General features: G+C 62.3%; 12 protein-coding genes. 4 read left to right on the top strand and 8 right to left on the bottom strand.

The genetic code is table 11. The features are described from left to right. The 4 genes from AC1DF3_RS35685 to AC1DF3_RS35670 all read right to left on the bottom strand — a co-directional run. Nucleotides 1-313: hypothetical protein (locus tag AC1DF3_RS35685; RefSeq protein WP_478142617.1), on the bottom strand; the 313-nt coding region annotated here is incomplete at its 3' end. An 11-nt stretch (nucleotides 314-324) separates the two neighbouring features. Then, nucleotides 325-531: a hypothetical protein gene (locus tag AC1DF3_RS35680; RefSeq protein WP_478142616.1), complete on the bottom strand. Its 207-nt coding sequence runs from the start codon at nucleotides 529-531 to the stop codon at nucleotides 325-327. Between the two features lie 176 nt (nucleotides 532-707). Further along, the gene (locus AC1DF3_RS35675) at nucleotides 708-905 is read right to left on the bottom strand and encodes a hypothetical protein (protein WP_478142615.1); all 198 of its coding nucleotides are present in this window, start codon (nucleotides 903-905) and stop codon (nucleotides 708-710) included. A gap of 82 nt (nucleotides 906-987) precedes the next feature. Further along, complete coding sequence (locus AC1DF3_RS35670) at nucleotides 988-3,033, bottom strand: PAS domain-containing protein (RefSeq protein WP_478142614.1); 2,046 nt, start codon at nucleotides 3,031-3,033, stop codon at nucleotides 988-990. A gap of 434 nt (nucleotides 3,034-3,467) precedes the next feature. On the opposite strand from AC1DF3_RS35670, the gene AC1DF3_RS35665 reads away from it, so the two are divergent. After that, a complete protein-coding gene (locus AC1DF3_RS35665; RefSeq protein WP_478142613.1) occupies nucleotides 3,468-4,031 on the top strand; it encodes a BPSL1445 family SYLF domain-containing lipoprotein in 564 nt (187 codons plus the stop codon). 33 nt (nucleotides 4,032-4,064) lie between these two features. Here AC1DF3_RS35665 and AC1DF3_RS35660 read toward each other — a convergent pair whose 3' ends face one another. Beyond that, the gene (locus tag AC1DF3_RS35660) at nucleotides 4,065-5,363 is read right to left on the bottom strand and encodes a BamA/TamA family outer membrane protein (RefSeq protein ID WP_478142612.1); all 1,299 of its coding nucleotides are present in this window, start codon (nucleotides 5,361-5,363) and stop codon (nucleotides 4,065-4,067) included. 793 nt (nucleotides 5,364-6,156) lie between these two features. On the opposite strand from AC1DF3_RS35660, the gene AC1DF3_RS35655 reads away from it, so the two are divergent. Continuing rightward, complete coding sequence (locus tag AC1DF3_RS35655) at nucleotides 6,157-6,489, top strand: potassium channel family protein (protein ID WP_478142611.1); 333 nt, start codon at nucleotides 6,157-6,159, stop codon at nucleotides 6,487-6,489. A gap of 455 nt (nucleotides 6,490-6,944) precedes the next feature. On the opposite strand, the gene cax is transcribed toward AC1DF3_RS35655, so the two are convergent. The 3 genes from cax to AC1DF3_RS35640 form a co-directional block, all read right to left on the bottom strand. Continuing rightward, nucleotides 6,945-8,039, bottom strand: a complete 1,095-nt coding sequence (cax, locus tag AC1DF3_RS35650; protein ID WP_478142610.1) for a calcium/proton exchanger — start codon at nucleotides 8,037-8,039, stop codon at nucleotides 6,945-6,947. A 90-nt stretch (nucleotides 8,040-8,129) separates the two neighbouring features. Next, nucleotides 8,130-8,285, bottom strand: coding sequence for a DUF2950 family protein (locus AC1DF3_RS35645; protein ID WP_478142619.1), 156 nt, complete (start codon nucleotides 8,283-8,285; stop codon nucleotides 8,130-8,132). Between the two features lie 1,129 nt (nucleotides 8,286-9,414). Beyond that, on the bottom strand, nucleotides 9,415-9,657 hold the full coding sequence (locus tag AC1DF3_RS35640; RefSeq protein WP_478142609.1) for a hypothetical protein: 243 nt from the start codon (nucleotides 9,655-9,657) through the stop codon (nucleotides 9,415-9,417). Between the two features lie 192 nt (nucleotides 9,658-9,849). Between AC1DF3_RS35640 and AC1DF3_RS35635 the strand changes: the two genes are divergently transcribed. Then, nucleotides 9,850-10,479 (top strand): plasmid pRiA4b ORF-3 family protein, encoded by a 630-nt coding sequence (locus AC1DF3_RS35635; RefSeq protein ID WP_478142618.1) that lies wholly within the window; start codon nucleotides 9,850-9,852, stop codon nucleotides 10,477-10,479. Further along, complete coding sequence (locus AC1DF3_RS35630) at nucleotides 10,476-11,690, top strand: ISKra4 family transposase (RefSeq protein ID WP_478142608.1); 1,215 nt, start codon at nucleotides 10,476-10,478, stop codon at nucleotides 11,688-11,690. The genes AC1DF3_RS35635 and AC1DF3_RS35630 overlap by 4 nt, the downstream gene beginning before the upstream one ends. Nucleotides 11,691-11,816: the final 126 nt, after the last annotated feature.

The raw sequence follows: 11,816 nt of genomic DNA, 5'->3' as shown, positions 1-11,816 counted from the left end.
ACACGATTGGCGCGCCGAAGGTGAGGAGCCGATGGTCGATCCTGCAGTCGTCACACACGAATTCGCCGTTCTCGGCCGTCAGGCGGCACAGGGCCTCTAAGAGGAAAGCGCTCCGCACATACGCCCGATCCTCTCTGAAACGGTCAAACCCACATAGCTGGCGCACCGTGCGATTGGCGAACGCATGCAGGGCTGTGCATCGGAATTGCGTTCGATCGTTCAGAAGCTCCAGCGCGGCGGGAAGTCCCCATTGTGTCAGGCGCGCATTGAACGCCAGAAGCTGGTCCTCGAACGGAATCTCAGTCGGCGCCATAGGATGCCAGGCTATTCACCGAAGATTTCCCGGATCGCGTCGCCCGCATCTCGCTGGCTGCCATCCTTGAAACCCCTGACGGCTTCGGTGCATTCATCGGTGACGAGCATGCCGAACTCACGCAGGCGCATGGGCAGCGCGTCCCCAGGCTTGATCAGCATCGCTGCCATTGCACATCGCCTGAATATCTCGTCCGGCGCTTCGATGTTGATGGCCATGGTTGCCTCCGGTCTGCGGCTTCATGCATCGTTGGGCGCATGCCTGTCGGCTTGCTGGATCAATCGCCGTCGTGGGAACCAGGCACCGCCGCAAGGGGGGATATGAAATATAGCGCTTCGATCTGGCGGTACCCACGGATGTTTCGAGCGCTGCCCGCCACCCAGGCATCGCGCTATCAGGCATCGAATGGGGCGCCGCCAGCGAGAAAGGTTGAATAGCGCGAGGACTGGCCCCGCCAGAAATCCCACATGGCCGCGGGCCATGGTGCGAGCGCCAGCAACTGATTCAAATAGGAATTGACGAGAGGCACTTCACGAGCCAAGGAGTCGAAAGAGTCCGTATCGCACTTCAAGGACTCAGAAGTTGCATGCATGGAAAGTCTCCTTTTGTGAGAAGTAATGCTACGCAAGCTCTTGGACGCTGCTTTGATGTAGCTCAAAGCACGTTCTCGTTGCTCACGAGAGTTCGCCAGCGCGCCAACCGCGAGCGCGAGTCGACGATTCACCAACGCTCAGCGCCTGCCACAGTTCATCAAGGCTGTAAGGCTTCACAAGCACCGCGAACTCACCGCCCCCCGCTCCCGAGGTCGCTTCCGGATTGCCTGTCGTCAGAACGATAGGCAATTCAGGCCGCCGACGCCTGATCTCGCGAGCCAGTTCCAGGCCGCCCATGACTCCCGGCAGCATCACGTCCGACAGCACGATGTCGATGGATCGCGCGTCGGCCAGCGCCCCCAGTGCAGCAGTCGAACTGGCCGCATGGACGATCGTGAAGCCCAGTTCGCTCAGCATCTCGCGTGTCAACGCCGCTACTTCGACGTCATCTTCCACGAGCAGCACATGGCCGCGGCCAAGCGCCTTCCCAGGATCGGCCGGTCCACTGGAGGTATCGGCCGCAGCGACAGGTTGCTGCAGCGAGCGCGGCAAGAGCAAGGTGACGACGGTGCCCACGCCGACGCGGCTGTCGAGGGTGAGCCGGCCTCCTGACTGCTGCACGAATCCATAGACCTGCGGCAAGCCCAAGCCCGAACCTTTGCCGACGTCCTTCGTCGTGAAGAAGGGCTCGAACACATGGGACTGGACTTCGGGGGACATGCCGCAGCCTTTGTCCTCCACAGATAGCCGAACGAAATTTGCGAAACCGCCGTCCTCGCCCACTTCGGATACGTTGTTGGCGGTGATCCTGATCGCGCCACCAACGGGCATGGCATCCCGCGCATTCACGCACAGGTTCAGTATGGCCAACTCCAGTTCTCCGGCATCGACCTCGACCGGCCAAAGGTCAGGGGCGAGTTCCATCTCGATTGCGATGTCACCGCGCAGAGATCTCGTCACCAGGTCGCGCGTGAGCGCCAGGTGCGCAGCCAGGTCGATCGTCTCAAGATTGAGCGTGCGTCTGCGTGAGAATGACAGGAGCTGGCGCGTCAATCCGCTTCCGCGTGCGACGGCACGGCGCATGCTGGCATATACCCGCTGCCGCTGCTCTGCGGATACATCGCGCTCCAGCACTTGAAGACCATTGGCAAAGACGGCAAGCAGGTTGTTGAAGTCGTGCGCGACGCCGCCCGTCAATTGGCCGAGCGATTCCATTTTTTGCGACTGCCGAAGCATTTCCTGAGCCAGACGCAGCCGCTCCTGGTCCCGGACGCGCTCCGTGACGTCGTAGACAAACTGGTACGCCCCTATCCGTTGCCCGTCGGGACCCAGCAAGTTGTTGCAGCGCATCTCGTAGGACCTGCGATCCCGCGCAGGATCGCCGAATTCCGCGATTTCGACGAACTCCTCGCCTGCGAGGGCCCGTGACCACACGGCCTTGAGTGCCGCCTGGTGCTCCGGCTGCGACGCGAGCAACTCGAGCATGCTGCTTCCGACACAGGGACGTACGCCGAAGATGCGCTCGAACTCGTTGGCCGCGGCCTGGTTGATCGCAAGCCAACGGTACTCGAGGTCGGCCACCTGAACAAAGGCGTCCATGCCTTCGACGATGTCAGCCAGGAGCTTGCGCTCGGCCAGCGATGCGCTCACACGTCGTTCGAGGGTTTCGTTGAGTTCGCGAAGTGCGCGTTCGGCGAGTACCCGGCCGGTGCTTTCGCAGACGGCGCAGAACATGCCGGCGACCTTGCCGCTGTCGTCGTGCACGGGCGAATAGGAGAAGGTGAACCAGGTCTGCTCGTCGTAGCCCTTGCGGTTCATCACCAGCGGCAGGTCTTCGTGAAAACTGGCATTTCCGCTCATGGCCGCATCGATCAGCGGAGCGATGTCCGTCCAGATTTCTGTCCAGATGTCCTCGAAGCGCCGGCCCAGCGCCGCCGGATGTTTCGCGCCCAGGATCTCGGCGTAGGAATCGTTGTAGATGAAGCCAAGTTCATCGCCCCAGGCGACGAACATGGGGAACTGGGACTGCAAAAGCAGGTCGACGACCGTGCGCAACGCCTGGGGCCACTGTTCCGGTCGCCCGAGAGGCGAGGCCGACCAGTCGTGACTGCGCATCAGGGCGCCCATGCGTCCGCCGCCTCGAGGGAACTGAGCTTCCGGGACGGCGCGTGGCTTCACAGGATTGGATGAAATCGAATCCGCCGAGAATATCTGCAAGACACGGTGTCTGGCCCCCCCATAAGAGAGGGGAGAGGAAGGGCTGAATTCACGAGACGTCTCCGACATGAGGGAACACAACTTCGACGAGCATGCGCGGCAAGAAGACCATCCCCATGGGATCTGAGTGCTCGGTTCCGACTCAGCGCGCACGAAGGACCTGGCCGACCCTCTTCAGCCAAGGTCGCGGCCCCAAAAAGACAGCGAAACTATCACCACGAAAGCTGAACCGGACTTGAACGGGCGCCATGGAATCGACGGCGTCACGAAGCCGTCCAACCCCTTGAGCCATTGCACTTCGGCGTGCACAATGCTTTGACTAGGCAACTGCAGAGGTAGTGAACATGGACAAGCGATCGTTCCTGGCCACGGTACTTCTGGCCGCTCTCGCAACGGGGTGTACTACCACCTCAAAGACCGGGGCTGACCCGGCGGCGAAGCGAGCCAGCATTGATGCGTCGGTCGATGCCGCACTTTCCAAGCTCTACGCTCAGGCGCCGGGCTCGCGCGAAATGACGGGCAAGGCGAAGGGCGTGCTGGTGTTTCCGGCGGTGGTTTCGGCCGGGCTGGGGGTGGGCGGCTCCTACGGGCAGGGCGCATTGCGCGTAGGTGGCAAGACCGATAGCTACTACAGCACCACGGCGGCATCGGTCGGCTTATTGGCCGGGGCCGACTCCAAGGCGGTGTTCGTGCTCTTCATGACTCAGGAATCGCTGGACAAGTTCCGCGCCAGCAGGGGCTGGACGGCGGGCGCGGATGCTTCGGTCACCATGCTGAAGATTGGCGCTTCGGCTGCAGTCGATACGCAGACCATGCAGCAACCCGTCGTGGGATATGCACTGAGCAACGCGGGCCTGATGGCCAACCTCAGTCTCGACGGCACCAAGGTCAACAAGCTCGAGTTCTGATTCGCCCCCGGACGGCTCGATCCCGATGCTCGCTCAAGGGCGGAACCAGCTGTTTCCTACCACCAGATACACCGCCGTGGTGCCCGGGCTGTGGGCCACGTCGATGCCCACATCCAGACCGAACTTGCGTGCCAGCTCGTAGCGAAAGCCGAAGCCGCCGCTGCCCACGCTCTGCGTGGCAGAAAAATTCTCGCCGGTGGTGCGTGTCGTCCCACCCCCGCCGAACAAGACACCGCTCCAGCGGCCAGAGAAGCGCCAGCGCCCCTCCACTTCGAGGGAGGCCACCTGGTCGCCCTGGAATCGCATCGCGGGGACGCCACGCAGTTGGACGAACGGCCGCAAGAAGAAGGGGGTGCCGTCGGACGACCAGGCATAGCTTCCCCGCGCGCCCAACGTGACGCCATGTGCCAATGGCTGCCAGCCCATCAGGATCTGCTGGAAACGCTCGAAATCATCGGTCGAGCCCAAGGCCTCGCGTGACGCCAGCCAGGACGTTTCGGCATAGATGCCGCGCGTGGGCGTGAAGATGTTGTCCCGCGTGTCGTACTCGAGGATGGCGGTCGGCGCGGAGATCTTGATGCGGGCACTGTCGGCGAGACCGGCAGGCTGGGGCTCCTCGCGCAGCTTCGGGTCGACGTCGGCAAAGACGTAGCGCATGCCGATCGCCCACGGCGACTTGGGTGCGAGCTGCCAATTGACCTGTGCGACGGCGCCTGCGAACTGCAGCGAGTAGCGCACCTTCTGGTCCAACGATGGCAGTCCGGGGCCCAGGCCGTAGAAGTCGAGGTTGACCTGTCCGGTCGCGGCGCCGACCAGCGTGCGCAGGCGCCCGTCCATCCAGCGGCTGGCGTCTCCCGCGAACGCACCTTTCGTCCCGTTCTCGGTGGCGAATGCTCCGATGGCCGAGATGTCGGGGCGCGCCCAACCTTCCTCACCCGCTTCCTTGCGTGCCCGCAGGAACATGCCGGCGGCGCCGCCTCCATAGCCGACGGCCGGCTCCGTCACGACGATCGGGATCGGCAGGAAACCGCGGGGATTCTCGAGGAAGCTGCTCAGGTCGAAGGCGCCATCCTCGGGATCGAAGAACCGTTCGCGACCTCGTGGCGCGGGCTCTTTCATGGTCTCTGAAGCTAGCGCACCCTCATCGCGCTGTGGTTCGGGCGAGGCCTGAGCGGCGACGTCCGCCGAAGCGACCAAGGCAACCGAAGAAAGCAGGGCGTGCGGCGGCAAACGCATCGTTGGATGTCCAGATGGGGTGTGGGAACTTCGCGACGAATCCCCATTGGAACCGAGCAGTGCCAAGGCGTCGAGGTTCGAATTCTCGACGGACATCAGAACGACCCAAGAGCTGGAGGTCCCTGACGCCCGGGCCGCGTTGGCTGGTGCCGACACGGATCGGGCTTTCTTACTCGAGCAAACCGCTCAGGAGAGGTCCGCCTCCTGAGGGCGTTAGGATTGCCCCATGCGACATGAACCAATCAAGCTGGGACCTTGGGTGCCGTTGCGCAACTCACCGCAGCGGTCAGGGACATACGAACTGCTCCATACGGCATTTAGATGTTTCGCACACTGGGATGGGCGTACTTGGACCGCTGACGCTCAGGATCATGGTCTTTTCACATGCAACCTCGGCGATCTACGAACTGCAACACACTGGCGGGGCCTGACCAGGGACGCGCGGGGCAGTCGCATCCAAGTTAAGGGCGGCCGACTTGGTGGCATCGACTGATCTCTCAGTCCACGGAAGGGACGATCTTCGTTGGAAATGCGCCTTGACGTTGTCGGCGGGACTTGTTGTGACGCGCGTCACAAATTCACCTAAATCTACGGTCTCGCTGTGCGTTGATCCCAACAGCTGCCGGACTTCATTCGAGCCTCGACCGGCTTATCGCGACAGGCCAAGCATTGGCGTGATCTTGCTTGCGATTCAAACTGGCAGTCTGGTCACTTCGGTGTACCGGCGGGCTGGCGCGGGGTCGAGAGTCGCTTGGGTCCTCAAAGTTGTCTGATCCCTCTCACGGCGCGCTATTGATGTTTGAGGCCAGGTCGGTGGATATTCAGATGCAACCGTGGGCCTGACCGAATGCTACCAAGTTACTTCCTACGACTGCCAACGAGGTACCAGATGAAAAACTCAAAAACTCTGAGGCGTCGCTTCATTCGTGAGGTTCGGCGCGGGCTGGGCATCGTCTGGCCCATCTTGTCGGCGCTGCTCGTGCTTACGGCATTGCTGGGCGTTATTGTCGCAAAACTGGAAGGTTGGCCACCGAGCGACGGGCTGTACTTCTCCTTCGTCACCGGACTGACCATTGGCTATGGCGACTTGGTCCCCAAGGCGGCCTCCACGCGGGTGTTAGCAATGTTGATCGGACTGTGCGGAATCTTTCTGACCGGGCTGGTTGTAGCCGTTGGTGTGCAGGCGCTGCGTATCGCCCTGGACAGCATGGACGACGAATGAATGCGCCAAGGAAGACAGCTGAATCGCACGTTGTCGGCGTGCGGCGCGTTTCGGCGGTGGCGAACGAAGTCGCAAACGTGTCGCGGCGATAAGGCCGAAAGCACTGCGTTGAATGGCAGGAGCAGTTCGACTTTTGAGGCGCAGCCGGCTGAGAGTTAACTTGCCCTTGCCCTTGCGAATGCGACGAATCAGTTCGACGCCCATTAAAGCGCTTCTCGAACTCCGGCACGAAGCGCTGCACCGAACGCATGATGATCGTGTGGGCCAAGGCCAAGCCACGCTCGGCCGTCAACACCGAACGCACAGGACGATGACCTTGCGCTCGAAGTGCCGGCCTTTGACCAGGTCGTCCATGCTCTGCTACTACTTCGCATCGAAACGCTTGACCGCCCGAAGAGAAGGGCGACGCCCACCTGCAGTTCGGGGGTCCATCCACCTGCAGGAGATTTTCAGATTCATCCCATCGCCCGCGGCGGCATCAGATACAGCGTCATGGCGAAGATCAGATACACCATCAATAGCAGAACACCGACGAACCACGCCGAGCGCCCGCTGTTAGTGACCAACACCGCCGTGAGGGTGGCGATGATCACCATCACCACGGCGCCCGGCCAGAATCGCAGATCCATCGGCGTCGGGGCGATGAAGTAACTCAGCAGTATCAACGCCGGTGCGACAAACAGGGCAATCTGCGACGCGCTCCCCAATGCGATGCCGACGCTCAAGTCCAGCCGGTTCTTGCGCGCGCCGGAGAGAGCGGAGCTCATTTCCGCCGCGCCGCCCACCAGCGATACCACGATGAAACCAACGAACGCGGGCGTCATTCCGAACGTCTCGGCGGCCTTCTGGACCGACTCGACGAACACCTCGCTCACCAGCGCCACGAGCACCGTGACGCCGGCCAGGGTGACGAGCGCCAGCCCGATGGGCCAGGGTGCTTCGCCGTCATGGCCATGCTGCGCGCTGGCAAACAATTCTCGGTGAGTCTTCAGAGAGAACAGCATGCCCAGGCCGTAGGCCACGATGAGCAGCACCGCCAAGCCAGCGCTCAGCGTCTGCGTGAACTCCGCCGCCGCGGCATCGGCCGTTAGTACCGCCGAAGGAATCAGCAATGCGACTGTGGCTAGAAAGAGCAGACCCGCCTGCATGCGGGCGCTGACCCGGTTGAATTCCTGGACATGATGCTTGAGTCCACCGAGAAAGAACGACGCGCCCAGCATGAAAAGCGTGTTTGTCACAATCGCGCCAGCAATGGACGCCTTGACCAGCATCAGTTGCCCAGCTCTCAAGGCCGTGAGCGCAATGACAAGTTCGGTGAGGTTTCCGAGCGTTGCATTGAGCAGTCCGCCCGCCGCATCGCCCGTCTTGGCGGCAACCGATTCCGTGGCGTGACTTAACAGCGCGGCCAAGGGCACGATCGCGAGCACGGAGAGCATGAAGAGCAAGGTGTGCGCTTCGGGCCTGAGCCTGGCGGCGATGAAGACCACTGGCACAAAGGCCAGCAGCCAGAGCAGCGGGGTTTGGCGGATTTCGCTCAGCAATGGTTTCATGGTTAGCCTACGAGAGTGGGTTGACGCGCAGTCCGATCCTTCAGGCCCCGGGCACGGTCGCTTTTGTCCAGGCGCCCGGATCGAAGCGCTTCATGGCCCGCGCGCGATCTTCTGCGCATAGTCGGGCACGCCGTTCATATCTTGATCGGCGCGCGTGTACTCCCGTTGGGCGTCATAGTAGGCTAAGGCGGCTTGCATCGCTGCGAGTTCGTTGCTCCTCCAAGCGTCGAGGCTGGCGGACCGCAATGATGAGCGGGTGCGCCCCCGCGCGCCATCCAACTATGGTTTGATGGAGTCAGCAACTGGAAGCGCTTTAGGTCCAGCTGGCGTGAGAAGACGAAGTTTCTCCAGTCATATTGCCGCCAGGATGCGACAAGCTGGCCACGACCCCGCGCTCTACTGGATTGTTTGACAGCAGGCTCTGACCGCCCGCAGGAGCCGTTCAGCTGACACCAAGACCCTCGGAAGCGGTCGTTGGATTCCGCCTCGACAGGAACGGAAAACGGGAAACGGGAAACGGTTGACGCACGCCGTTATGCACACAGGAAATCATGTCGCCGTTGCCACGTCGTGCGACCAAACCTGTGCAAGCGCGCATCGACTTGATGCAGGAAGAGGATTTGGCGACGCGCGCCGGGTTGATCAGGCTTCGAAACGGCTTGGCGCAGTCGTGAAGGGGCGGAGTTCCGGCGAGATCTGAATGCCTCGGGAACCGGCCGCTGATGTGAGCTCTCCTTGGCAGTTGGATGACCGGGATCCACGTTTCAGTGTGAGTTCGCCGGGCGACAGGAAGGCAGCAACCGCTTCAATGAGGGCTGAAATGTTAAGGCCCTTCATGGCGGTGACGGCGGCGCATTGTGATCGACGACGTTACTGAACAGCATCGGCGCTTGGTCGAAGAAGAGGCGTCGACGGGGCGACATCGAAAGTGCATGGAAACCCCCATGGTTGAACGGCGAGGCGCCAGACAGCGAGCCGGGAACGAGGACGGCCGCCCCCGGTCGAATTCCCGCAAGTGATGGGCAAGCTCGGGGTCGATCGCACCAGTTACCAGACCGCCCATGGTCGTCGGCCTATAGCCAGTGCCGCCATTGGCGCGGCAATGGCGGTGGCGGCGTGAAATCGCCGTCTGGCTGCCGCTTCCAAGACACGGGCTTCGTGCATAGCATTCTGATCACCTCGTGTCGCTTGCACTCGAAGCTCTTGGCAGCTTCGGAAAAGTTCGTCGTCAGAAAGGGCTGTCAGGTCCCTCGTTTGCATTGTTGCGTGGCACCCCCGCTTTTGCGACCGGCTGGCGACACGCTCAAGTCCGCGCTAGCGGACATAAGTCACCGATCGTCCGGCTCAAGTGCCCCCCGTCACTTCGCCATAGTCGCTAGCCGATCGGATCGGCATTCTCGTCCTCGCCAGGGGCGCGCGGCCCGACGCGCTCGTCCGGCACCATGCGGTAGAGAGCCACGATGCCCGCTTCGAAGGCCTCGGTCCACGAGGTGTAGGACTGCTCGCTGTCGACGATGTCGATCCAGACTGAGGAAGGCGAGCCTTCGTGCAGGACCCAGTGAAAGTGGCCGGGCACCGGCTCGTCTACGAAGACCGAGATGTGCCGCAGCTGGTTCATGGCCGCGATCGTATCGCTGGCGGCGTTCAGCGACCGTTCAGCCGCCGGTTGCCCTCATGGCGGTCGATCGCTGAGATCAAACGATCGAAGGTCGGGAACCGATGGAATTCCGAGTCCGTGCCCGGACGAAGCGTCGTCCATGGAGAGCATCACAATCCTGGGGGTGTGCGGTGCAGCAAAGTAAGTTTGGAGATGGAAGCCGGAGCATCTTCTAGACAGGAGGTCCTGCAGCTGCGCGCAGTGCTGCGCAGCATCAGCCCGCTGATCTGGCGGCGACTTCTGCTGCGAGGCGATACGAGCGTCGCCCGGCTTCACCAGATCCTGCAGGTCGCGTTCGGCTGGCAGGACATGCACCTTCATCGCTTCGAGATTCGAGGCCGCGAGTACGGAGTCCACCAGGAGGGCGGTATCTTCTTCGACACCGACGCACACGAAGTCCTGATCGGACAACTGAAGCTGCGGCGCCTTGAGCGATTCACCTACGAAAACGACTTCGGCGATCTGTGGGTGCACGACCTGCGCATCGAGGCGACCTTGCCGCTGGATCCCAAGCTGGTGTACCCGGTATGCATCGCGGGCCGGCGCGCCTCACCCCCGGAGGATTGCGGCGGTCCGCATGCGTTCATGGCCACTCGGTTCGAGTACACCCTGATCGGCGAGAGCAGGTCCCGCCAAGAGTTCGAGGATCTTCTCGACGATGAGATGGACGACGAGGAATGGGCCATCTTGCGCCACTACCACCCCGACCGCTTCGATCGGCGCGCCGTGAACCGAAGGCTCGCCGCGTTGGCTGCGCCATCACAGGAAAGGTGGGTCCCATGAGAGCCATCGTTCAGATTCGCATTGAGGGCGCCGCGTCGCGCCCCTTCACCGTGCCACTTCTCACCATCGATCGTCGATGTGACCAGGTGCAGAACGTCGGACTCGCCCTGGGCGACGCCAAGACCATCCTCGCAACCCTTCAGCAAGCGTTTGTCCAAGAGCAGCTGGATGGCTACCTGTCCGACCGCAGGGCCTGTCCGCATTGCGCCAAGCCGCGCGCGGTCAAAGGCTACCACCCGCTGCGCTTTCGCACCGCCTTCGGGGATATCGACTTGCGCAGCCCCCGTTGGCGCCGCTGCCGCTGCGAGCAATCCCGGGAGGCTACGTTCTCTCCGCTCAGCGAACTGCTGACGGTACACACGGCCCCAGAACTGACATACCTGCAGGCCAAGTGGGCCGCGCAAGTCTCCTTCGCAGCGGTCGGTGCGCTGTTGCATGATGTGTTGCCCGTCGACGAGGGGCTGCATCCGGAAGCCATTCGTCGGCACGTTCTGGACACCGCGGAGCGACTCGAAGCGCAGCTCGGCCCGGAGCAGTTCACCTACGACGGCGGCTCCCAGCGCGAGATCGAAGCCTCGCCGGAACCTGCCGCTCCCATCACGGTGGGGCTGGACGGAGGCTACATTCGAGGTCGCGATCGCCTGCCGGGTGCCAACGGATGCTTCGAGGTCATCGCCGGAAAGAGCATCCCGGACGAAGGTGCGGCGAAAGTCTTCGCCTTCGTCCATCGGATAGACCGCAAACCGAAGCGGAGGCTGCGTGCCGTGCTCGAGTCGCAAGGCATTCTCCCTCGACAGCACATCACGTTCCTGTGTGACGGCGGCGACACCGTGCGCGAGCTTGGCGCCTTCCTGCACCCGCGATCCGAGGACATTCTGGATTGGTTCCACGCGGCCATGCGCATCGAGCAGCTCTTGCAAACGGCACGCGGGTGGCAAGGCTCGGAGAAGGAAAACCTCCTCAAGGGCATCGAACGCGTCAAATGGTTCCTGTGGCATGGAAACGTGATCCGCGCCGACGAAACCTTGTACGACCTGGTCGAGGAAGTCGACGGCGTGCTCGAGCAGGACAGGCAAGCTGGGCGGCCGTCTTCCGTCGTGCTGAAGAAACTTGATCGGGCACTGGGTGAATTCGCGACCTACGTCGACAACAACGCCAGCGCCATCGTCAACTACGGAGAGCGGTACCGAGAGCCGGCTCCGGTCGTCTGAACACGCATCGACCTGAGTTAAGTGGATTGGCTGCGGTTTGATTCTTTCAATCTTCAGGCCCCTGCCAGGCCTCCGGAGGCGCCCCGGTTGAGCCATGTACTCATGGTTCAACCCATCAGGCAGCCT

The sequence above is a fragment of the Variovorax sp. 10N432 genome (assembly GCF_056394465.1).
Note: the sequence above shows the minus strand (reverse complement) of the source record. Positions and strands in the feature narration are given on the sequence as shown.

Bases quoted from the DNA above. Each gene is read 5' to 3' on its own strand.
- AC1DF3_RS35680 (WP_478142616.1), bottom strand. From the start codon at position 531: ATGGCCATCAACATCGAAGCGCCGGACGAGATATTCAGGCGATGTGCA.
- AC1DF3_RS35675 (WP_478142615.1), bottom strand. From the start codon at position 905: ATGCATGCAACTTCTGAGTCCTTGAAGTGCGATACGGACTCTTTCGAC.
- AC1DF3_RS35670 (WP_478142614.1), bottom strand. From the start codon at position 3,033: ATGGGCGCCCTGATGCGCAGTCACGACTGGTCGGCCTCGCCTCTCGGG.
- AC1DF3_RS35665 (WP_478142613.1), top strand. From the start codon at position 3,468: ATGGACAAGCGATCGTTCCTGGCCACGGTACTTCTGGCCGCTCTCGCA.
- AC1DF3_RS35660 (WP_478142612.1), bottom strand. From the start codon at position 5,363: ATGTCCGTCGAGAATTCGAACCTCGACGCCTTGGCACTGCTCGGTTCC.
- AC1DF3_RS35655 (WP_478142611.1), top strand. From the start codon at position 6,157: ATGAAAAACTCAAAAACTCTGAGGCGTCGCTTCATTCGTGAGGTTCGG.
- cax (WP_478142610.1), bottom strand. From the start codon at position 8,039: ATGAAACCATTGCTGAGCGAAATCCGCCAAACCCCGCTGCTCTGGCTG.
- AC1DF3_RS35640 (WP_478142609.1), bottom strand. From the start codon at position 9,657: ATGAACCAGCTGCGGCACATCTCGGTCTTCGTAGACGAGCCGGTGCCC.
- AC1DF3_RS35635 (WP_478142618.1), top strand. From the start codon at position 9,850: ATGGAAGCCGGAGCATCTTCTAGACAGGAGGTCCTGCAGCTGCGCGCA.
- AC1DF3_RS35630 (WP_478142608.1), top strand. From the start codon at position 10,476: ATGAGAGCCATCGTTCAGATTCGCATTGAGGGCGCCGCGTCGCGCCCC.